Source organism: Bacillus sp. 0102A (assembly GCF_036765155.1).
Classification (GTDB): domain Bacteria; phylum Bacillota; class Bacilli; order Bacillales; family Bacillaceae; genus Bacillus; species Bacillus subtilis_G.
Genome location: NZ_JBAIZW010000001.1, coordinates 199,235 through 221,991, shown reverse-complemented (window position 1 = coordinate 221,991; position 22,757 = coordinate 199,235). Strand labels below are relative to the sequence as shown.

The 22,757-nt window shown below is 46.3% G+C and carries 20 protein-coding genes and 3 pseudogenes; 19 read left to right on the top strand and 4 right to left on the bottom strand.

All coding sequences use genetic code 11. The annotated features are described in order from the left end of the window. Position 1 precedes the first annotated feature (1 nt). From V6D41_RS01215 to V6D41_RS01165, 12 genes and pseudogenes are all read left to right on the top strand, one after another. Positions 2–376 carry a minor capsid protein gene (locus V6D41_RS01215; protein WP_333517015.1) on the top strand — a complete coding sequence of 125 codons (375 nt, stop codon included), beginning with the start codon at positions 2–4 and terminating at the stop codon, positions 374–376. Positions 377–415: 39 nt separating this feature from the next. Beyond that, positions 416–964 (top strand): hypothetical protein, encoded by a 549-nt coding sequence (locus tag V6D41_RS01210; protein ID WP_333517014.1) that lies wholly within the window; start codon positions 416–418, stop codon positions 962–964. Positions 965–1,022: 58 nt separating this feature from the next. Then, on the top strand, positions 1,023–1,394 hold the full coding sequence (locus V6D41_RS01205) for a hypothetical protein (RefSeq protein WP_333517013.1): 372 nt from the start codon (positions 1,023–1,025) through the stop codon (positions 1,392–1,394). 332 nt (positions 1,395–1,726) lie between these two features. Beyond that, on the top strand, positions 1,727–4,552 hold the full coding sequence (locus V6D41_RS01200; protein ID WP_333517012.1) for a phage tail tape measure protein: 2,826 nt from the start codon (positions 1,727–1,729) through the stop codon (positions 4,550–4,552). Beyond that, positions 4,549–5,385, top strand: coding sequence for a phage tail family protein (locus V6D41_RS01195; RefSeq protein WP_333517011.1), 837 nt, complete (start codon positions 4,549–4,551; stop codon positions 5,383–5,385). Before V6D41_RS01200 ends, V6D41_RS01195 begins: the two co-directional genes overlap by 4 nt. A 20-nt stretch (positions 5,386–5,405) precedes the next feature. Continuing rightward, positions 5,406–8,054, top strand: a complete 2,649-nt coding sequence (locus V6D41_RS01190) for an XkdX family protein (RefSeq protein WP_333517010.1) — start codon at positions 5,406–5,408, stop codon at positions 8,052–8,054. Continuing rightward, positions 8,051–9,919, top strand: coding sequence for a phage tail protein (locus tag V6D41_RS01185; protein WP_333517009.1), 1,869 nt, complete (start codon positions 8,051–8,053; stop codon positions 9,917–9,919). The genes V6D41_RS01190 and V6D41_RS01185 overlap by 4 nt, the downstream gene beginning before the upstream one ends. Positions 9,920–9,931: 12 nt before the next feature. Further along, positions 9,932–10,135, top strand: a complete 204-nt coding sequence (locus V6D41_RS01180; RefSeq protein WP_033881227.1) for a BhlA/UviB family holin-like peptide — start codon at positions 9,932–9,934, stop codon at positions 10,133–10,135. A 79-nt stretch (positions 10,136–10,214) separates the two neighbouring features. Beyond that, a pseudogene (locus tag V6D41_RS21490) lies at positions 10,215–10,568 on the top strand (M15 family metallopeptidase); the annotation flags it as partial. A 90-nt stretch (positions 10,569–10,658) separates the two neighbouring features. Continuing rightward, positions 10,659–10,913, top strand: a pseudogene (locus tag V6D41_RS21485) (peptidoglycan-binding domain-containing protein); the annotation flags it as partial. 22 nt (positions 10,914–10,935) lie between these two features. Next, on the top strand, positions 10,936–11,193 hold the full coding sequence (locus V6D41_RS01170) for a holin (RefSeq protein WP_333517007.1): 258 nt from the start codon (positions 10,936–10,938) through the stop codon (positions 11,191–11,193). A 121-nt stretch (positions 11,194–11,314) separates the two neighbouring features. Then, the gene (locus V6D41_RS01165) at positions 11,315–11,617 is read left to right on the top strand and encodes a hypothetical protein (RefSeq protein WP_333517006.1); all 303 of its coding nucleotides are present in this window, start codon (positions 11,315–11,317) and stop codon (positions 11,615–11,617) included. A gap of 13 nt (positions 11,618–11,630) precedes the next feature. Here the strand turns inward: V6D41_RS01165 and V6D41_RS01160 are convergent, their stop codons facing one another. Together V6D41_RS01160 and V6D41_RS01155 are read right to left on the bottom strand one after the other, a co-directional pair. Further along, positions 11,631–12,632 (bottom strand): Two component regulator three Y domain-containing protein, encoded by a 1,002-nt coding sequence (locus V6D41_RS01160; RefSeq protein ID WP_333517005.1) that lies wholly within the window; start codon positions 12,630–12,632, stop codon positions 11,631–11,633. A gap of 13 nt (positions 12,633–12,645) precedes the next feature. After that, positions 12,646–12,852 carry a helix-turn-helix domain-containing protein gene (locus V6D41_RS01155; RefSeq protein WP_333517004.1) on the bottom strand — a complete coding sequence of 69 codons (207 nt, stop codon included), beginning with the start codon at positions 12,850–12,852 and terminating at the stop codon, positions 12,646–12,648. A gap of 130 nt (positions 12,853–12,982) precedes the next feature. Here V6D41_RS01155 and V6D41_RS01150 point away from each other — a divergent pair, with 130 nt between their 5' ends. Beyond that, complete coding sequence (locus V6D41_RS01150) at positions 12,983–13,810, top strand: helix-turn-helix domain-containing protein (RefSeq protein ID WP_333517003.1); 828 nt, start codon at positions 12,983–12,985, stop codon at positions 13,808–13,810. 72 nt (positions 13,811–13,882) lie between these two features. Here V6D41_RS01150 and V6D41_RS01145 read toward each other — a convergent pair whose 3' ends face one another. Further along, complete coding sequence (locus V6D41_RS01145) at positions 13,883–14,944, bottom strand: tyrosine-type recombinase/integrase (protein ID WP_333517002.1); 1,062 nt, start codon at positions 14,942–14,944, stop codon at positions 13,883–13,885. Positions 14,945–15,033: 89 nt separating this feature from the next. On the opposite strand from V6D41_RS01145, the pseudogene spo0A reads away from it, so the two are divergent. Then, a pseudogene (gene spo0A / locus V6D41_RS01140) lies at positions 15,034–15,492 on the top strand (sporulation transcription factor Spo0A); the annotation flags it as partial. Between the two features lie 503 nt (positions 15,493–15,995). Here spo0A and V6D41_RS01135 read toward each other — a convergent pair. After that, complete coding sequence (locus tag V6D41_RS01135; RefSeq protein ID WP_333517001.1) at positions 15,996–17,114, bottom strand: NADH-dependent flavin oxidoreductase; 1,119 nt, start codon at positions 17,112–17,114, stop codon at positions 15,996–15,998. Between the two features lie 377 nt (positions 17,115–17,491). Between V6D41_RS01135 and V6D41_RS01130 the strand changes: the two genes are divergently transcribed. The 5 genes from V6D41_RS01130 (at position 17,492) to mmgD (ending at position 22,736) form a co-directional block, all read left to right on the top strand. Then, positions 17,492–18,223, top strand: a complete 732-nt coding sequence (locus tag V6D41_RS01130; protein ID WP_333517000.1) for a glycerophosphodiester phosphodiesterase — start codon at positions 17,492–17,494, stop codon at positions 18,221–18,223. 127 nt (positions 18,224–18,350) lie between these two features. Beyond that, the gene (locus V6D41_RS01125; RefSeq protein WP_333516999.1) at positions 18,351–19,532 is read left to right on the top strand and encodes an acetyl-CoA C-acetyltransferase; all 1,182 of its coding nucleotides are present in this window, start codon (positions 18,351–18,353) and stop codon (positions 19,530–19,532) included. A gap of 24 nt (positions 19,533–19,556) precedes the next feature. Next, positions 19,557–20,420 carry a 3-hydroxybutyryl-CoA dehydrogenase gene (locus V6D41_RS01120; RefSeq protein ID WP_333516998.1) on the top strand — a complete coding sequence of 288 codons (864 nt, stop codon included), beginning with the start codon at positions 19,557–19,559 and terminating at the stop codon, positions 20,418–20,420. Between the two features lie 26 nt (positions 20,421–20,446). Beyond that, positions 20,447–21,580, top strand: coding sequence for an acyl-CoA dehydrogenase (locus tag V6D41_RS01115; RefSeq protein WP_333516997.1), 1,134 nt, complete (start codon positions 20,447–20,449; stop codon positions 21,578–21,580). A gap of 37 nt (positions 21,581–21,617) precedes the next feature. Then, positions 21,618–22,736, top strand: a complete 1,119-nt coding sequence (gene mmgD, locus V6D41_RS01110; RefSeq protein WP_333516996.1) for a citrate synthase — start codon at positions 21,618–21,620, stop codon at positions 22,734–22,736. Positions 22,737–22,757: the final 21 nt, after the last annotated feature.

Below are 22,757 nucleotides of genomic sequence, written 5' to 3'. Positions count from 1 at the left end.
GTTGAGAATATCCGAATTAATATCGTTTGTTGAGTCGCGGGTTGATGGCGTTTATTTCGCGAACGGATTTCCGCGTGAAGCACAGGATGAATGCGCTTATATTCGTTTCACGGGCGGGTTTCCCCCGTCTCAGTGGACCGGCAAAAAACAACCGTCCTTTCAAATTCTTTTACGAGGCAAGGCGCGGGGCGACGCAGAGTGCGAAGAACGGGCGTATCAATTGTACGATTCGTTAACGAACCTTCGCGAAGTCTTCATCGGAGATAGTTCGGTTGTCGTTATTCGCGCATCAAATTCGGAGCCTATATTCATAGGTTACGACGATAATGATCGACCTCAATACTCATTAAATTTTGACTGTGTAGTGCGCCCTTAAGCGGGCGCTTTTTTATTGCGAAAATAAGGAGGAGAATGAATGGCCGGAATTAAAACGATTAATGTTCCTATCGGCCCTGCGATCGTAGAGTACGGGGAAGGTGCTGACATGGCGGTATTCGATATCACAAAAGGCGGTATCGTATTTAAATCGCAGATGTCAAAACAGGATACCACGGTAGACCAATATGGTGATTCCGTTGTTGCTTCACGGACAAAAGGTGGAACGTGTGAGTGTACCGTACCTTTTGCGTTATATGACTTAGAGAAATTACATCAGGCAATCCCGAATAGTAAATTCGTGTCTGACGGAACAAAACAAAAGCTCGTTGTTAGCGGGAAAGCAGGGCACGACTTACTCGCCGGCGCTAAAAAGCTCGTAATTAAACCTACGGACCCGCAAGCAACAGCGAACGACTGGATCACGATTCCTCTAGCTGGCGCATCTACGGATATTGAATACACATACGACTCTGATAACGAACGGATCGCGAACCTCACGTTTACCGGATATCCGGATACGATGGGCGATGGCGACTTGTTTATTATGGGAGACGAAACAGCCGGAACTTCTACGGAAACGGTATAACCTTAAAGGCATCGCTTTACTGCGGTGTCTTTTTCATTTTATTGAAAGGAGCGTATGTATGAATCTTTTCCCGAAGAAACAAGACCCCGAAGCCGTTAATTTAGGTAAGCATACGGTTCAGGTCGCGAAGCTTACGCCTGCTAAATGGAAGCAGCTTTTTGCGACCGCCGACAAAATTCCTGGCCTTGTTTTACAGGTGCTTAGCGCGCCGAAAACCGATTTTTATTCCTACCTTTTGAGCGCAGTTGATATCGCTTTAGATGAGATTGTCGCTATTGTCGCCATGCTTAGCGGAGTTGATTCCGAGTATATCCACGAAGAAGTAGGAACTGACGAGTTAATCGAATATCTTGCGTTAACTATCAAAAAGAATCGACTAGATTCGCAAGTAAAAAACGTAATGAGCCTTCTTCCGAAACACGAAAAGTAAACGAAGAAGGCGATCCTTATACGATTGATGACTATCTAATTGAAGCAGCGACGCACTTAGGCGTTACGCAACACGCTATCGAAAACGACTTTTACATGATCGACATTCCTAAATTTATTCGCGCTAAAACGAAAAGTAACGCACTCAGACGCATTGAGGACATCAGGATTCTGCTCGCGACTAATAATCGAGCAAGTGAAGACGAAGCTTACAAGTCGCTAATGCAGTCGCTCACAAATTCGGCAGGAATACGAAACGAAGTTAAATTCGATCGAGAGGCGTTCGAGAAGTTACGCGCATGGCAAGGAAGTTTTCGGAAAGGAGGTAATTAGATGTCCGGTACAACAGTCGGAGAAATACGCGCTAGACTTGTCCTAGAATCGCAGGATTTTAGTAACGGAGCCAGACGCGCCAGGGACGAAATGACGCAAATGGGACGTTCATCCGAAAACGTGTCGAAGCAAATGGGCCTCGTACAAAAAGCGTCGCTTGCGGTCGGAGGCGCGGTCGCTGCGAGCATCGGCGCATCCGTCAAAAAGGCGGCTGATTTCGAAGCGGCCATGTCGAACGTTAAAGCGATAAGCGGCGCGACCGGACAGGAATTCGAAGACCTGAAAAACATTGCGTCTAAAATGGGCGCGGAAACTAAGTTCACGGCGGTCGAGGCTGCGGATGGGCTTCAGTACCTTGCGATGGCGGGCTTTAGCGTAAAGGACCAGATCGGATCGTTGCCGGCGGTTCTGAACTTGGCGTCTGCGTCAAACGAAAGCCTCGGACGGTCTGCGGATATCGTATCGAACATCATGACGGGCTTCGGCATTAAAGCGGAAGAGTCCGGACATGCGGTGGACGTCTTAGTTAAAACGATGACTTCAGCGAACACGGATCTCGGACAGCTCGGGGATGCCATGAAATATGTGGCCCCGGTAGCTTCCGGACTCGGCTTTTCGATGGAAGACACGGCCGCAGCTGTTGCGAAGATGTCTGACGCGGGTATTCAAGGATCGATGGCCGGTACGGCGCTTAGAGCAACGCTATTACACTTGTCTAATCCGGTAGGACAGACGGCTAAGGCGGTTAAGAAATACAATCTCGAATTAGACGATGCAAACGGCAACCTTAAACCACTGCCGGAACTGATCGGATATATTTCGAAAAACTTAGAAGGAATGTCCGACGCACAAAAGACGGCTACCGCGGCGCAGCTAGTCGGAACTGAGGCGGCTTCCGGATTCGTTACCTTGCTTAAAGTAGGCGAGAAAGGATTGCGCGACTTTTCCAGCGAGCTTAAGAATTCGGGCGGTACGGCTGATCGCGTAGCCAAGACGCAGATGGATAACCTCAAAGGGTCGTTCGAAACGTTTAAGTCGGCTCTGGATGGACTCGGCATCAAAATCGGTAACGAGTTCTTACCTGCTTTCCGAAAAATTGTCGATACGGGTACGCAGATACTCGATTTCCTTAACAAGTTAAATCCGGGCATTATTACGACCGGTCTCGAAATGGCGGGTACGGCTGCGGCGATCGCACTGGTAGCGTCGTCGGCGGTCAAACTCGGCATAGCATTACGCGGATTGTTTGTTGCGATGGGACCTGCCGGGTGGATTATAACGGGGCTTTCGATCCTTGGTGGTCTTTTAGTCGGTGTTAAAGCCGGATATGACGAAATGAATACGGTCAGTCTCGAAGCAGCCAACGCGAAACAGAAAGAAATCGATTCACTTAACGGGTTGATAACCGAATTCGATAAGCTTCAGGCGAAAACGAAGCTCACTGCGGATGAACTTGCGCATTACCTCGACTTGAACGATCGGATTAAGACCGAGACGAATGCAGATTCGATTAAACGGATGAAAGACGAGCAGGCGGGGCTTCGCGAGAAATCGGGGCTTACAAATAGCGAGTTCGATCGGTTCCTCCAATTAAACGACGAGGTAATTAAGAAATCACCGGATACTGAAGCGGCAATTAGCGGGCAAGGCAACGCAGTCGCAAAGAATACAGACGCCCTCAAAGCATTGAACGAGGAGAAGGCGGAAGAGTTGCGCTTAGAGCTAGAGAAGCAAAAGAACCTCGCGGAAAAGGGCTATGATAAGAACTTAGAAAAACAGAAACAACTTCAAAGCGAGATAAACGAATTATCCAAGCAACGGAGTAAAAGTGAGGGTGAGGTTGCGAACCAAGTCGCGATCGTAGAAGCAACGGAGCAAAAGCTTCGGGATGCTAAACTAGCCGGCAATGCTAAAGAGGTCGAGTCGTTAGAAACTGTGCTAGGCGTCCAAAAAGGTACTTTATTAACACTCCGCGGTCAATTAGATACGACACTTTCTAAGATCACTGCGAAGAATACCGAGCTCAACAAAGTTAACGAAGAGATCGGAAAACTTGATGTTGTAAAGCAGAAAATGGTCGATCTTGAGCTTCGGCAGGTTGGATTAAACGCGAAGAAAGGCGAAGGAGTCAAGGTTATTAATAGTGAGATCGCGAGATTAAAAGACGCCAGAGCTAACCTCGTAAATAACACGTCAGCCGCCGACAAGAAGAAGCAAGAGTATCGAAAGTCATTAGACGCAATCGATAGCGAGATCGCCAAATTGCAAAAAGCGAAGGGGCGCGTCCAAGAGATTGCGGCCGAAGCCGAAACGATGAACGAAAAGTTAGCAAGACGCATCGACAAAAAGATTCACGTAACCTACAGCGCCGACGGAACCGAGATCGAAGAGAGCGCCAAGACGTTTAAGAAAACGCACGGTAGCGGAGGTCGAGAAGTTGCGTATCACACCGGCGGCATTATCGGACGCGGTCAGATCAACAAACTGCATACCGGAGGTCTTGCGTCTAAATTCGCAGACCGACCGATGAGTCACGAAGTTGATATTCGGGCACTCCGTAACGAAATGGTTCTGACCGAGGCGCAGCAAGCAAACTTAATGCGCATGATCGATGCAGGGCATACAGCGGCTCTGAGCGGTAACTCGGGATTATCAAGCGAGGTCATCGGTATATTGCGTTCAATTGATCAGGGCGTAAGACAGAACCGCAAAGTGGACGTCCGAGTCGATGGAGAGTCGATTGCTTCTGCGACATATCCATATGTTAATCAGAAAATGACGGGCGATCTAAAGAATGAGATGCGAAGTATGGGGGTGAAGGGATGAAGGTTCTGCATAATTTTAAAATCGTATATAAGGACGGTACGGTGTACGATATGGCTTCGGACTTTAACGTTTTGGTTCGGAGCTTCACTATTTCCTCCCCCGATCCGAGTATCGATTCTGAAAGGCTCGATAATGGCGACGGCTATATCCGCATGGGAAAGACGTGGGGGCCTCGTGAAATATCCGCACTATGTGTGTTCAGTGCGGTTGATGACTACGATTATGCGCTACTTCTCAGTAAATTATTTCGCGTTTTAATGTCGAGGGACGAATACTATCTGATTTCTGATGCGGAACCTTGGCGCAGATGGCTCGTCGAAGTATCCAGTGGGTGGAGTGCCGAACAGCTTGGGGCGACCGGAGAGTTTCAGCTATCGTTTATAAGCGCCAGTCCTTACGCTGAGTCAGTCGGTTCGTCCCTTTCGAACTTGACGACAGACATAAATTTGTGGGGATTCGGTAATGGGTTGTCTGCGGAAGATTACCAATACGTTCATACAGCGAAAGCATTCCATATTTATAACGCAGGCGACGCTACTGTAGATCCGCGAAATAAACCATTAAAGATTACGATTAAGTCGAAGAAAAACATATCGAAAGTTTCCATCGGCTTGTATAACGCAACGACGAAGGATCAGTGGACGTATAGCGGAAGTATGAATACGACTTTGCCGATCGTTATAGACGGTACACGGACGGTGAGAAGCACGACATCCTTGACTGATAAAACAAACTACGGGCTCATCACGTTAGCGCCGGGCTGGAACAACATACAAGTAACCGGAGAAGAAATAGCGGAAGTCTCTTTTGACTTTCGTTTTTATTATTTATAGACACGAAGGGAGGCGGATACATGGCGAACATTAAAGATGTTAAGTCGCCATTAGACCGCGAGTTTCGCAACACTATTAACGAAAATTTCCGGGCTATGAACGGAGACGTCTCGACATCAAGAGCGCAAATGGATGAAGCCCTTTCCGAAGCAAAGTCCGCAAAGGTTAACGCTGAAACGGCGTTAACTACTGCAGGCGAAGCCGAACGAGTCGCAAGCAATGTTCAGGACCAATTTAACGGCGTAGTGCTCGAAGGCTCCATCGATCCAGAAACCGCGCAGGCTCGCGTCGACTACAGCGGAAAAGAATATACAACGCTAAAGGAACGCATTGACGCTAACCAGATCGAAGTTATGTCGGCTAAATCTTCGGTTCAATCGATTAGTCTTAACGCGCTAGATTTCAAAGCAGAAGGCGACACGGATTCGGCTGCCATTAACAAAGCGATTGAATACGCAGCGCAGAACGGGCTAGGAAACGTTCATATTTCGAAGGATGTTACGCTATCAGCGCCTATTTACGCGAAAAGTAATATCCGCATCACAGGCGACCCTGCTGCGAAAATTGAAGTTACGGGCGGGTACGGAATCGTCGTCGAAGGTTCTATCGGTGAGGAAATTCCAATCGCGGCTAATCTAACGATGGGCAGCACGGTTATTGAAACGACAGTAGAGCACGGACTTAAGGTTGGCGACTTGGTCCGAATTAAATCGCAGCGAGACGCTTTGTCTTCTGATGCAGGCGATAACTGGCGATTGGGGTACGCAACGCCGGAAGCGCCGGGATGCTATTTCGGCGAGTATATGCGTGTTAAGTCTGTAACGTCAACGACTTCTTTCGAAACCGCAGCGGGGCTTTTATTTCCGGATTACCGTATCGACAGCGCAAACGAAACGGCTTCGACTGCGCGGGCAACGACAACAATTCAGAAAGTCACGCCGATCGAAAACGTCATCATTGACGGTCTTAATTTTACCGGTACTGCTTCGCGGTTCATCAGCATTAAGTACGCCAACCACTGTTATACGAGAAATAATACGGCTTATAGTGTATCTGATGGGGCGTTTATTACTTTTGAAAATTCACTTGCCTGTGGCGATAGCGGCAGTCGTATATATTACGCCACTACCACGGAGCCGACCGAAATGTATCTCCGTAATGCGTTTAAAGCTGTATCGTCCCAGGATTGTGGGTTCTTTCAGTCATACGCAGAAAACGGCACCCAACCGTTTGATATCACATACAAGTCAGGGGAGACGCCTTCACTTAACTGTTACGTAAATCTTTGTGGTTCTAAAGGATCGACTCAGAATCCGATGACAAGCCACGGAGGAACTTACAAAGTAAGTGTTAATGGGAATATTTTTACTGAATGCCGACTAAATGGGATTTCAATCCGAACAAGATCTTCGATTATCAGAGGTAATACACTCACTGGAGCTTCTGATTCGTCTAGCCAGGGGATAGCGCTATTTGAAGGTTGGGCTCGGGATTGTATCGTAGATGGAAATACGATTTCCGGTTTTAAAGATGGAATAAGAGTTATTGATGGTGCTAATGAGGATCAGCAGTTTAAATGGATCGGAGCGTATTTTTCGAACAACACAATCACAAACGTAAACCAAGGCTTCTATATATCACGAAATTCATCGAACCTATACACTGGTGAAACCGGCGTCGAAATATCTAACAACCTTGTAAATAACATGGCAGGAAGTTCAGCAAAACCTGTACGTATTGAAGCATACGTGTGCGGTGTTGAGGTCAAAAACAATGTGTTCAATGGTTCCGGGAATGCCAATTACGGAGTATATGCACATCCAAACACTAACAGAATTGCAATCGTACGAAATAGATTTATTAATATTGGACGAGGAATTCGGTTAGATACACCCACTGACTCGACTATTGACACCCCTACTTGCGAAATTATCGAAAATAAGTATCTAGACGGAACGTGGCCTGTCGATCAAATTGATGGGTGGAAAACTAAAAACAAAGAAATTCTAGGTTTCTTAAACCCTAAAATAGATAACAAAGAATCGATAGGTATCAGCGCTCTTAGATGGGCGAGTATATTCGTGGCATCCGGCACTATCTCGACATCCGATCGAAATTATAAGCAGGATATTCAGGACGAAACACTCGGCCTTTCATTCATCGAGAAGCTTCATCCGGTATCTTATAAGTACAAAGACGGCCATTCCGGACGAACTCACCACGGCCTAATCGCGCAGGAAGTCGAAGAGGTTGCAAACAATCTCGGCATATCTACCGATGACTTTGCGCCGATCTCTAAGACGCCGGAATATGACGAAGATGGAAATGAAACGAGCGGATTTATTTACGGAATGCGTTACGAAGAATTAATCGGACCGTTAATCAAGGCGACGCAGGAGCTGTACGCGCAAGTGCAAGACTTAACCGGTAAATTAAGCAAACTTACGCCTGATTCTTCCGGCTCGGTCGCGCTTTCGCAAAATGCCGATTTACTTCTTTACCTCGCGGATCAAAGTGATCCGGATTGGTGGTTTAAGAACATCCGGATTCTTTATACGAACGGAAAATACACGAAGGAGCAAGTCGCCAAGTACGTTACACTTGCGAAAATCAGCCGCGAACAATACGCAGCAATTACCGGAGAAGTCTACGAGGAGGACACCGCATGAAAATAAAGAATATAACCGGGTCTTCCGAAGTGCTGACCGGCTATACAAACCTAGCAATAAAACGGACAGTGAACGGCGATATTTCACTGTCTTTTTTAGTACCAAAAACGGAATACAATGCACATGCTTTCGATCTTGTCGAAGAGGAATCCGTCCTCACGTACAACGGAATCGATTATCGCATCAAGCAATGTGTCGAGCAACTAGTCGGAGTCACGCCAGTTAAATCCGTCACGGCTCCGCATATATTTTTCGATCTTATCGACGAGGGCTTCCGATATGATACGTTGACCGACGGGAGCCACTCGATCAACGTTATATTCGATTTTATTTTCCGCGACACTGGATGGACGTTTAGTATTATAGACGCGTTCGATACGGAAGAATTTAAGGATTTCGGAAATGATAACTGCCTGGCGTTATTTAAAAAGGCGCTTGATCAATTCGAGGCTGAGTACGAAATAGTCGGACGGGACATACGAATTTACAAAAAGATCGGAAACTCGCCCGACTTTCAGTTCCGATTCAACCACAATGTCAAAACATTTAGGAAGACGGTCGACAGCTCGAACTTATCGACATATATTCGCGGTGAGGGAAAGAAAGATAAGGAGGGAAATCCGGTAGTAACTGCGGAATACACGTCGCCTCTTGCGGGTGTTTATGGTATTCGGCACGCACCCATCTATTCGAATGAAACGATAACAAACAAATCAACTCTCGAACGTTATTTAAAAGCGAAGCTTCAAGATAAGCCGGAAATCACGATCGAACTAGACTTCGTTGAATTGAAGAACGCAGGTTATGCGGTAGCTAAACCGGGACTTGGCGATACGGTGCCAACGATCTACGAACCTCTGGACGTTAGTCTTAACCTTCGCGTAATGGAGATCGAAGAGTATCCGGAGTCAAACAGAGCACCGAAAGTAACGCTTGCCTCGACGTTGAAAACATTCGCAAAATCCGTCATTTCTTATTCGAAGCAATTGCTCGATAAGATATACGATGAAAATTCGGGTAAGCTCCGATATAACGTTTATGACGAAGCGGTGCAGCGGGCGACTGAAGCGCTTAATAATTCGTTGACGCAGTTGGAATATCCGGAAGGTATGGGGATCATTGCGCGAGATCCAAACGATCCTAACCGTTTCGTAGCGTTAAGGTCTAGCGGATTAGGCGTCACAACAGACGGAGGCAAGACGTTTAAAGAAGCGATCACGGCGGATGGTGTTGTGACGAGCGTTTTGACAGCCGGACAAATTAAAACGAACAATATCCAGATCATCGGAAACGGTGATCTTTTTTACTGGGACGGAAACTACTTGATCGCGATTAACGCCGCCGATCGTAATAAATTCGTGCGTCTGGATTCCAGCGGCCTATATGTCGCGAAGGGGGCCGTTTCGATAGAGCGTCCGGACGGTGCGGTTCTTGTGAATAATGGAATGTTTGCATTTAACTTAGCGGTTCAAGAGAAACCGTTCTATGACCCGGCGGTTGTCGAATTCACCGGAAGCTATTATCAATCGGAATCGGCCTCGTATACAAATGCGGAGGTTCTATACATCTCTCACGACGCGCGATTCTTGAACTTAACGGTCGCAGCTCGTATACCTTATACGGGTACAACTGATCCACTCAACACCTACGTCAGACTTTCGGAATTTGACGTAGACGACGGCGCGGAATCGGTAGTGTCTGAGGTATCTATACCGACCGAGAAAGGAAAGACGAATTATGCGCAAATACAAGTCGACCTTGGCGTTCCTACGTATAAAGCAAGAAACTTTTACCTTAAATTTAAGTCGGGTTGGTCCGGAAGATCGACGATGATAAGAACAACTCGCGTATGGCTAAACGGATAGGAGGGCGCCAAATTGGGCGAATTAGACGTAATCAAATACTTTTTAACGCAAGGACCCTTCGCGGTCCTTTTTACGTGGCTTCTAATATACGTAATGAAGTCGAACCGCGAACGCGAATCACGGCTGCAGGATCTGCTCGATAAGTTCAGCGATAAGTACGACGTTATCATCGATAAGATTGATCGACTTGAAGAGAAATTTCGCGGTAGAGAGTAACCGAAGCACGCCCGTCAGGTGAGAGTCCCGGCGGGCTTTTTTTATATCCGAAAATTTAAACCAAAAGGGAGACGGTAAAATGGCATGGATACCTACGTATGATAAGCGAAACAGAGATAACATTGCGAAGTTGGCGGATAACTCAAAGGCTGCAGCACTGAAGTGGTACGATTATCTGGTCGCGAATAAGATCGACTTGTTGATCTACGAAACGATTCGTACAGAAGCGCAGCAACGCGCCAATGTTGCGAAAGGTGCTTCGCAGACAATGAAGTCGTATCACCTTGTTGGTCAGGCGCTTGATTTCGTACCTGTTAACGGTAAGGCAACGCTATGGAACGGCTACGGATCTGCCGACGTTAAGAAGGCGGTTACGTACGCTAAGAAACTAGGTTTCGAATGGGGCGGTGATTGGTCTGGATTTGTGGATAAACCGCATCTTCAGTTTAACTATCGCGGCTATGGTACGGACACTTTCGGTAAAAAGGCGAGTAAACCAAGCGTAGCGGCTCCGAAAAAATCGAAGTCCTATCCGTTACCTGGCGGCATCATCAAAGTAACGAAACCCCTAACGAAGGGTGCGAAAGTTACGCAAGTTCAAACGGCCTTAGCTGCGTGCTATTTCTATCCGGACAAAGGCGCAAAGAATAACGGCATCGACGGTTATTACGGACCGAAAACGGCTAACGCGGTCAAACGATTCCAGTTGATGAACGGCTTGGTGGTCGACGGCATCTACGGACCTAAGACGAAAGCGAAACTCGCTGCGAAATTATAATAACGAAAAGGGAGACGATAACATGCAAGACGTATTAATTTTCGCGACTGTACTGGCGCCTATTCTAACGGCGCTTGTTCAGCTCGTAAAGAAAACGATTAAACTTCCGACTAATGTGGTCCCGGCGCTCAGCTTCGCAATCGGTATCGGATTGGGTGCGGTTGCATACCCGTTTACAGACCTCGATCTAGTACTGCGGCTATGGGCCGGCGGCTTTGCGGGATTAGCAGCGACAGGGCTTTTCGAACTCGGAGCCAAGCGCGAAGGTACAACGAAATAATAACGAAACTTTTTTGCGAGTGCTTACGTATGATAACGTAGGTGCTCGCGTACATAATTGTATTGCGGTAAAAGTTGGACGGATAGTATAATTTAACTAATATACAACGGAGGTAAAAAGGATGGTTAATTTTATTAAGTACGTAGGTTTCGCGATACTGGCAGTTGGAGTTATTACCTTCGTATATCTAGGTTTAGGGATGAAAACGTATGAACCGGGTTTGACGGAGGGTTATACATACGAAGAGTCTCATCCTTTACGGTGGGTTTATGCGCTTGTCTCCTTGCTTTCATGCGCTTTCTTCGGAAGCGTTTTACTTGGACTTTCTAGGATTGTGCAGTACAAGGAAACTGAATTGGGCCATTTAAACGAAATTGATAATAACATTAGGCATATGAAAGCTCGAAAAGGAATTGTAGAATAATAAAACCCCATCCTTAATTGGATGGGGTTTCTTTTACTTTAATAGGAATACTTTTTAATGAAGTTTTCCGTTTATCTTTATTTCGGACAAATGCTTTCACTATATATTCACCCGTATCATAAAAATTCACTAAAGTCTCTCGTGCATCTTCGTACATTCTTCGTTCTATTATTTCTCCGTCTTTATAGATATACCATGCGTATATATCGCCTTCACGATCCCTATTAACTCGAAACATGTAAGAGTCGCCTTTGGTTATACCTGAGTTTGCTTGGTCCTCAAATACAACGTAGGGGCTATTAAGTTTATCAGCCATATTTTTTCTTAAAAATTCAGGGAAAAATTTCGCGACATCTGCATGAGAACTATATGATCTTAAATCCAACGTGTAATCCCTTCCGGAAGATTTCAGATCTTCAATCATTGGTTTAACGTGATGAGTGTAGTGTATTTCTCCCTCGCCTAGATGTATATAAATCTCAGGGGTATTTTTGGAGTTGAGTATGATATCTCGGAGTAGTTTATTTAAAAAGTGCTTGTCGTCTTGAGTACAGCCACCAGACATAAATTTTGCCACCTCGTTCAGAGACTGGTTTTTTGTGCTAATAAGATAATTCCCTAAATAATATTGAGGAGATCCACATATAGCTACATCAAAGTCGTATTTGACAGCGTAATACAGCGAGGCATATCCGCCTTTACTTGATCCGCATGAAATGATCTTTTTAATACCATTTTCTTCAGCTATTTTATTGATTAAAGAAATAACTGATCGTTCAATAGAGAAGTCTCTTTGTTTACATAGATAGTAACTCCCACGACATCCAAAATCATCTAAAATAAATAAAGCGTTACAAGTAAAGCCTTCTAACGTTCTTATGTAGTTGTATAAGGGTGGCTTTCCTTCTGTACTGAATCCAGAGAAAACCACAGCTAGAACGTCACTATTTTCTCCTTTTTTAAATAAGTGCTTTACATCAACTTCTCCTTTAAATACGGCTTCCCCTTTAAACACCTTTATTCCCCCTCTAATCTCGGATCTCGAATAATTCGTTCATGTCTTTAATATCCAATGCCTTCATGATTTTAGCAACATGCTCGCGATTAATTGTGGTCCTTTGGTTGCCTCTAATTTCGCTTATTCTGTTCTCGCTAACGCCAGATTCCTGCGCCAACGTTTTCCCACTCCATCCGCGCTCCCTTAAAATTTCATCAAGTTTAACGTAAAGTTGCAAGATGACCGCCTCCCTCTACTGATAACCCAATTATAACGTTATGTGTACATTAAGTAAATAAAAATGTTGACATAACGTTATAACGTTAATTATACTCATCATAACGACATCACGTTATGGAGGTATTGTTATGCATTACTTAGCGGAGCATCAAACGTTCGACTCGACGGCTCAACTTAACGAAGCTGTTTACGAACATATCAAGCGCAATACTTACGAGCTTAACGATACGGATCGCCAGGCGCTTAAGATGATCGCACGGTACGCGGTTAAGTTTAGCGGCGCGGCGCATCTTAAAGCGGAAACGCTGGCGGGCCTGATCGAGAAATCCGTTAAGACGGCGCGACGGGTACTGAATAAATTGGCGGCTTTGAGCATCGTAAAGAAGGTCGCTACGACGCGTAAGATAAACGGAGGAAAAGGCGCTAATATAATCGTGATTCTGCCGGTTGGAGGCGCTGATCTTAATCCGAAGGACACGCTTCTGTCCGAGGATGACCAGTCGACAATGTCCAATCGCGGACAAGCCGAGAAGCCAACGGAGCCAACGACTGAAGCGTCGAAAACAGAAAACGAACCATCGGATTTAATTAAGCGTTCTAAAAACCAAAATAACGTATTAGATACGGCGGCGGTTCCGGCTGAAGCGTTAAAGGGCGCGTTGCCTAGCGAAATCTATAACGCAATGGCTCGCTACTTTGACGCAGATAAAATTTATAAATACTACGGAATCTTGCTTCGCGCTAAGGCAAGCGTGGATAGAACGATCAGACTCGAAGATCATGCGGCGCCTTTCGTTGAAGCGTGGCACGCAACGATTATGAAAGCGAAATCGCACGAAATTAAGCGTTTCGACGATTACCTATACGCTGGGTTTAGGAAGGCGGCTTGGACGGTTAAGGCGCGCTTAAATCGTGGCGGATCGCTTATGGAGCGGTTTAGGAAGGCGTTTGAATAGGTCGTCGCAAATTGCGATGAGCAACTGTGGGTTATTTTGCGTAAATAAGAAAAAGACGGAGTTAATCCGTCCTTATTTAAACATCTTCGGCCCACGTTTGCGGTTATTTCCTTTATCCATTAACGCAGTCACAGGCGATGCCTTATCATGCATTTCTTTAACGTTGCTATTTAAATAGTTTACGTATCTTCTAGTCATAGCCATATCGGTATGACCGAGAATCTTCATTAAGGCAAACGGATCACCTCCGTTTAATAGGAACTTCACCGCGAAGTAATGACGGAATGTGTGCGGACTAACGCGTGCGTCTTTAATGCCGGCTTTCTTTCCGTATTTTTTAAGCATCTTCGAAAATGTATCGCCGTAGTACCGTTCACCGAATTGCGTTAGAAATACGTAATCGTCATCATCTTGGACGTTGACATATTCGATGAGCTCGGAAATCGCGTCCGCTGTGGTTTTCGAAAGAGGAAGCGTTCGCGAGCGTTTGGCCTTCGTAATTTCTGCGCGTAAATTTATCTGTCTATATACGAGGTCGATGTCCGCAATCTTCGTGTGCGTTAATTCTCCTATTCGCACACCCGTATCTACGAGAATTAACATCATTACGTAGTCACGAAAGCCGGTATATGTGCGCTTATTTGGCGTAGATAATAATTTCGTTACATCCTCGTCCGTAAATACTTCGAAAGTTTGCTCGGCCTCTTTTTGATATTCGACTTTGAGCGCAGGTGATTCGTCAAAAATGCCGTATTCTTTTTGTGCCCAATTATAAAAGATACGTAGATTTCGTATAACGTTATTAACTGATCGCGAAGATACGCCGATTTCTTGCTGCGACCGCTGACTCGTAGGATGGTCGTCCCATTTCGTTTTCTCAAACGATAAAAACTTTACGTATTCTTTTACGCAATCGGGTTCGTTTCCGGTAAGCCCTCTATCTGCGCAAAACTTTTCGAAGTGGCGGAGCGTTTGGTTATACGTTCGAATCGTTCGCTCAGAGCGCTTAGCTAAACGCTTATCTTCTATATAACCGTTAATAGATTCCGAGAGATTAAACGCGCGCTGTCTTCCGGTAGTTTTGCGAGTTTTAAAGATTAGACTGCGTTCAGAATTTCGTTGATTTTTCGCCATTTTTGACGTCCTCCTAATGCGATGAATTGGCGTAAGAACATAGCGATGAATTGGCGCTGAATTGACGAAAACTTATCGGAACGACAACGGTCGGACATATCCGCCAGGTCAGCGGGAATGCAAGCAGCGTGACGCATCGCGCGCCATCATCGCAAAGCAGCATTATACGCAGCAGCCAGCCTGAACCAAAGAAGAAAAATCTCGACGCGAGCATTACAAGCATTATCCATGAAATCGGCGTCCCAGCGCATATTAAAGGGTATCTCTATCTGCGCGAAGCCATCTCAATGGTATACAATGACATCGAATTGCTCGGCAGCATTACAAAAGTTCTCTATCCGGACATCGCCAAAAAATTCAACACAACCGCTAGCCGTGTAGAAAGAGCAATCCGCCACGCGATTGAAGTCGCATGGAGCAGAGGAAACATTGATTCCATTTCCTCGCTGTTCGGTTATACAGTCAGCATGACAAAAGCTAAGCCTACCAACAGCGAATTCATTGCGATGGTTGCGGATAAGCTGAGATTAGAACATAAGGCTTCTTAAGCATGAGTATATCAAGCGATGATTAAATCAAACGTCTTTTATTTATTGGTTCGCGCTGATAAATAGAAGGCGTTTTTGTTTTGGGGATACATATTAATATGAAGGAGCTTTGGGTGTAGTGATACATGTGTTTGACATGTATGGACTGTTGATGGCGGCATTTCCCCTTGGGTTTTATGTTAACTCGAACTTCATTACAGAATCAGGCGCTCTGATTGACCTTATCTCGTGTACAGCACGATTTCATCTGTTGGAGAATCAAAGCCAAGCAATCAGAATCAAATTGAAACCCTTTCTCCTGTCGAATCGTAAGTGAAGAAGCATTTATGAATAAAGGAGACGTGCGATGAAAAAGAAAAAAGCAAGAAAGTGTGACGGCCTTCTTCTGAATTTGCTTTCCGAAGCGGCTGGCGAGCTCCTACCCTTGCTGTTTAGATGTTTACATAAACTATTTATTTAAAGTTGAAAAAAGACTGCCAAATCGTTTCGGCAGTCTCAACACATTAATCTTTATAAGGCACCCAGCCAGGCGTGTTCACAATGGCTTGCCATAGCGGTTCAGGTAAATGATATTTTTCTTTATCTGTGCCTTTGATTACGGTTTCGATTTGTTTTTCCCGGCCTTCTTTTACTTTCACAGTCCAGTCAGGGTCAACTAAAATTTCGCGTCCCATTGCGACTAGCGGAATGCCGCTTTCGATCACGGCCAGCGCGTCATCTGCGGAATGAATGGAACCGACGGCGATCAGCGGCACTTTGTTTCCGACACGTTCATTCAATAAGTCCATGCGTGTGCGATCCGGATCTGCACCGCGGCGCGCATTTGAGTTCACGTCCATCAGTGAGATATGGAGGTAATCCAATTCTTTATCCCCTAAAGCATCAACAAGTGTAAAGGTTTCAGTCATTGTTAATCCTGGTGTCTCAGGCTCTTCCGGAGACAAGCGGTAGCCCACTAAGAACGCGCCCTTCGCATGTTCTGCAACAGCTTTTTTCACTTCATCGACAATAGCAAGCGGGAAGGCTAATCGTTTTTCATCGCTTCCTCCCCAGCGGTCTGTGCGCTGATTGGTTTTCGGAGAATAAAACTGCTGGATCAAGTATCCGTTCGCGCCGTGAATTTCGACACCGTCAAAGCCGGCTTCAATGGCGCGTCTTGTCGCTTCTCCAAATGCCTTTACGATATTTTCCGTTTCTTCTTCTGTTAAAGCGCGGGCAATTTGCTTGCCGTTATCAAATACGTCACTTGGCGCTACGACATCTTGTTGCGGAACGAGCTCAGACGGGCATTCGATGCCGCCGTGGTGAATTTGCACAACGGCTTTAGCACCTTGCGCCTGAATGGCTTGCGCTAATTTTTTTAAACCTGGAATGTTAGAGTCATCATGGATGGCCGGCTGCCCGGGAAATGCTTTTCCGTCCGGTGTGACGTTTGCGCAGGCTGTAATCACCATTCCCATCTCTTTTGAGCGGGGGATGATGTAGTCAAGCTCTGTTTCAGATATCGTACCGTCTTCATTAGAAGCGTAATGAGTCATTGGTGCTACTGTGATCCGGTTGTCGATTGTAACGCCGCTTTTAAACGTAAATGGTTCAAACAGCGGTTTATACTTAGGGTTCATTTGATCATCTTCTTTCGTTTGGATTCGCAAATATTCTAGCCTATATATAAAAATTAATGCAATTGATCTGCTTTACCGGCTGAATATCTTGAGTTACAGCGAGGTATTTTCTCCGCTCCTTTTCGGGGTCCTTGAAGGTTTAAGTAAAGACCGCAGCAGCCAGAGGAGAACGAATTTTTCATGGCTTTAACTTATGTAAAGAAATATTCTTTAAAATGGTTTTCGCGAAATATCAGCAAAAGGCCGCGGATGAGACTGTCAATGGCATTGATTCTTATTACGAATAGTAGATTATGATACAGCCTTAATCCTAGAGTGGAAGCACTAAAAACAGTATAATGGAGAAAACAGGAAACTTTAGGGCTTGAGGTGAAACGATGACAAACATTTTTGCCCATCGGGGGGCATCTGGCCAATTTCCCGAAAATACAATGCTAGCATTTGAAAAAGGAATTGAAGCCGGAGCGGATGGGATAGAGCTTGATGTGCAGCTGGCAAAAGACGGACGTATTGTTGTGATCCATGATGAAAGGCTTGACCGGACGACATCGCTCAAAGGATTCGTAAAGGATACAGCGTATGATGTGATAAAGACTGCGAATGCGGCTGCTGGTCACGGTCGAACATACAGTGATGTCCAAGTGCCGCTGCTAGAAGACGTTCTCTCGTGGGCGGAAAAAAAGGATTTTCTCATTAACATTGAATTAAAAAACAGTGTGATCCGATATGAAGGCATGGAAGAAAAGTTGCTGGAGTCAGTGAAGCGATTCAAAATAGAGGAAAGAGTGATCCTGTCCACATTTAACCATGAAAGCTTGGCGTTATGCGGACGGCTCGCTCCCCATATTGAACGGGCGGTGTTGACTTCAGATGTGCTTTATCAGGCTGACCGGTATATCACATCGATTCCGGCTTCCGGCTATCACCCTAAGCTGAACAGCCCGGGGACCGCGGATGAAGTACTGAAAAAAATGAGGAACAGTTCGATCAAGGTAAGGCCGTATACAGTCAATCGGCCGGAAGATATGAAGTGTCTCTTTGAAGCGGGGGCGGACGGCATTTTCACCGATTTTCCTGCAAAGGCTTTGGCATTGCTGAAAAATAAATAGTTGTTTTAGAAGGAGGCTGTTGGCACAGCCTTCTTTTTTCATTCATTCAAGCCCGTTACAAAGCATACATTCATAGAAGACAACTAGAAATTGTAAGCGCTGTCTATCTTCTGAATGAGGTGAAACCATGAGGAAAACAGTCATTGTAAGTGCCGCAAGAACACCATTTGGCAAGTTCGGCGGAGCGTTGAAAGAGGTGAAAGCTGCGGAGCTTGGAGGCATTGCGATGAAGGAGGCGTTGCATCGCGCTGGAGTCTCTGGAGACGAGGTTGAAGGTACTGTTATGGGCATGGTTGTCCAAGCTGGCTCTGGACAGATACCTTCCCGTCAAGCTTCCCGTCTGGCTGGAATGCCTTGGCGTGTGCCGTCAGAAACGCTGAATAAAGTCTGCGCATCCGGGCTGCGTGCTGTCACGTTATGTGATCAAATGATTCGTGCGCAAGATGCGGACATTCTTGTGGCCGGGGGAATGGAAAGCATGAGCAATATTCCGTATGCCGTTCCCGCCGGGCGTTGGGGAGCGCGGATGGGAGACGGTGAGCTTAGGGACTTAATGGTTTATGACGGGTTAACGTGCGCGTTTGACGAGGTGCATATGGCCGTTCACGGAAATACGGCAGCCAAGGAATATGGGATCTCACGCGGGGAGCAGGATGAATGGGCGCTAAGAAGTCATGCGCGGGCAGCTAAGGCTGCTGATGAAGGAAAGTTTCAAGATGAAATCGTTCCCGTCAGCTGGATCGGACGAAAAGGTAAAACAAACATTGTTGACAAAGATGAAGCGATTCGCCTTGACACAAGTCTGGATCAACTTGCGAAACTTTCACCGATTTATACAAGTGGCGGTTCTGTCACAGCCGGCAATGCTCCCGGGGTCAATGACGGAGCTGGCGCGTTTGTGCTGATGTCTGATGACAAAGCTGCTGAACTTGGCACACCGCCTCTGGCTACCATTCTTGGTTTTTCGACGATGGGAATGCAAGCGCACGAGCTGGCGGCAGCACCGGGATTTGCAATCAACAAGCTGTTGAAAAAGAACGGTTTAACCATTCAAGATATTGACTTGTTTGAAGTAAATGAAGCGTTTGCTTCTGTTGTTTTGACATGTGAAAAAATCGTCGGTTTCGATCTTGAAAAAGTAAATGTGAATGGCGGTGCGATCGCGCTCGGCCACCCGATCGGTGCAAGCGGAGCAAGAATTCTCATGACGCTTGTTTATGAATTAAAGCGCCGGGGAGGGGGACTGGGCGTTGCCGCCATTTGCAGCGGTGCGGCTCAGGGGGACGCTGTCTTAGTACGGGTTCATTAAAACATGACGGAAAAGGGGATCTGAATGGAAATCAAACAAATCATGGTAGTCGGCGCAGGACAGATGGGAACCGGAATTGCTCAAACAGCTGCTGGCGCAGGTTTTTATGTGCGGATGTACGATGTGAATCCGGAGGCTGCGGAGGCAGGATTGAAACGGTTGACGAAACATCTGATCCGTGATGCTGAGAAGGGAAGAAAGACCGAAGCTGAAGTGAATAGTGTGATCAGCCGCATTTCACTCTCTCAAACGCTTGAGGAGGCAAAGCATGCGGACATTGTGATTGAAGCTATTGCAGAGAATATGGCCGCGAAAACAGCGGTGTTTAACACATTTGACCGTATATGTCCGCCTCATACGATTTTGGCCAGTAATACATCTTCCTTGCCTATTACAGAAATCGCTGCTGTGACAAACCGCCCTGAACGAGTCATTGGCATGCATTTTATGAATCCTGTCCCTGTGATGAAGCTGGTTGAAGTGATTCGCGGCTTGGCTACATCAGAGGAAACGGCCTTAGATGTTATGGGATTAGCGGAAAAGATGGGGAAAACACCGGTAGAAGTCAATGATTTTCCGGGGTTTGTTTCCAACCGCGTGCTTCTTCCGATGATTAATGAAGCCATCTATTGCGTGTATGAGGGGGTGGCGAAGCCCGAGGCAATAGACGAGGTGATGAAGCTGGGTATGAATCATCCCATGGGACCGCTTAGACTAGCGGATTTTATCGGGCTTGATACGTGTTTATCGATTATGGAAGTTCTTCATTCCGGCCTTGGCGATTCCAAGTATCGTCCTTGTCCGCTGCTTCGCAAATACGTCAAAGCGGGCTGGCTTGGCAAAAAGAGCGGACGCGGCTTTTATCAATATGTGGAGAGGACTTTCTGAAGTTCATTTCATCCGGGGGTGGCGAGTTGAATGAAACCCAAGAGCAAGTCATGATGCGAAAAATGGTGCGTGATTTTGCCCGAAAAGAAATTGCTCCCGCTGCGAAAATCATGGAGGAAACGGACGAATTTCCGTTTCAGCTGATCAAAAAAATGGGTGAACACGGCCTGATGGGAATACCGTTGCCGGAACGATACGGCGGCGCTGGGGCGGATGTTGTTTCTTATATTTTGGCAATTCATGAGATTTCTAAAATCAGCGCGGCTGTCGGTGTCATTCTTTCCGTTCATACCTCGGTCGGCACCAATCCTATTTTTTACTTCGGAAACGAAAAACAGAAGAGTAAATATATCCCGAAGCTTGCTTCAGGAGACCATTTGGGCGCATTTGCACTGACGGAGCCTCACTCAGGGTCGGATGCAGGAAGCCTCCGCACTACAGCCATCAAAAAGAACGGCACATACCTATTAAATGGATCAAAAATATTTATTACGAACGGCGGAGCCGCCGATGTCTATATCACTTTTGCTTTAACAGCTCCGGATCAAGGCAGGCACGGGATTTCCGCTTTTATCGTTGAAAAAAACACCCCCGGTTTTACCGTTGGAAAAAAAGAAAGAAAACTGGGGCTCTATGGCTCCAATACTACGGAACTGATTTTTGACAATGCAGAAGTGCCTGAAGAAAATTTGCTTGGCAAAGAGGGTGATGGCTTTACCATTGCCATGGCGAATTTAAATGTCGGCCGCATCGGCATTGCGGCACAGGCGCTCGGTATTGCAGAGGCGGCTCTTGAACATGCCGTTGCTTACGCGAAGCAGCGGGTGCAATTTGGAAGGCCTATCGCAGCCAATCAAGGTATATCATTTAAGCTGGCTGATATGGCGACAAGGGCAGAGGCGGCAAGGCATCTTGTCTACCACGCCGCAGACCTTCATAACCGCGGTTTGTCCTGTGGAAAAGAAGCATCTATGGCTAAACAATTTGCTTCCGATTCCGCGGTGATGGCGGCGTTAGACGCCGTCCAAATTTACGGGGGATATGGCTATATGAAGGATTACCCGGTTGAGCGGCTGCTTCGCGATGCAAAGGTGACGCAAATCTATGAAGGAACGAACGAGATTCAAAGACTGATTATTTCCAAGCATCTGCTTGGTTAAATCCGATCGACAAAAACGCAAAACGGAGGTTGAGGATATGCAGGAGAAAAAGCATTATTCTCCGGGTTTGGACGGTGTGGTTGCGGCAGAAACTCAAATTTCTTATCTTGACACGCAGTCCAGCCAGATTTTGATACGAGGCTATGATTTAATCGATCTTTCTAAAACAAAAAGCTATCTGGAGCTTATCCATTTATTGCTGGAGGGCAGGCTGCCGGAAGAAAGTGAAACGGAAACGCTGGAAAGAAACATAAACAGCGCATCAGACCTGCCGGCAGATCATCTCCGTCTCCTTGAACTGCTCCCTGAGCACACTCATCCGATGGATAGTCTGCGGACCGGACTGTCTGCTCTTGCCGGCTATGACCGGCAAATTGATGATCGTTCTCCTTCCGCAAACAAAGAACGCGCCTATCAGCTTCTGGGGAAAATGCCTGTCCTCACTGCTGCCAGCTATAGGATCATCAATAAGAAAGAGCCGATTCTTGCGCTTAAAAGCCTATCCTACAGTGCGAATTTCTTATATATAATGACTGGGAAATTGCCGTCCTCACTGGAAGAACGCATTTTTGACCGGTCCCTCATCCTGTACAGTGAACATGAAATGCCGAATTCAACCTTTACCGCCAGAGTCATCGCTTCTACACATTCAGATCTTTATGGCGCTTTGACAGGAGCTGTAGCCTCTCTGAAAGGGAATCTTCACGGAGGAGCAAACGAAGCAGTGATGTATATGCTTTTGGAGGCGAAAACACCGTCCGATTTTGAGCAGCTTCTGCAATCAAAACTGCAAAGAAAAGAAAAAATTATGGGGTTCGGCCACCGAGTGTATATGAAAAAAATGGACCCGAGAGCACTCATGATGAAAGAGGCGCTGCAGCAATTATGCGATAAAGCCGGCGACCATCGTTTATATGAGATGTGTGAAGCCGGCGAGCGGCTGATGGAGAAGGAAAAAGGGCTTTACCCGAATTTGGATTACTACGCTGCCCCGGTGTATTGGATGCTCGGCATACCGATACCTTTGTATACGCCTGTCTTTTTCAGTGCGAGAACATCCGGTTTATGCGCCCACGTGATCGAACAGCATTCCAATAACCGTCTCTTTCGTCCACGTGTCAGTTATTTGGGCCCTCGGTATCAGGCCGAATCTTAAATCATGAAAGGAACTGGTAGA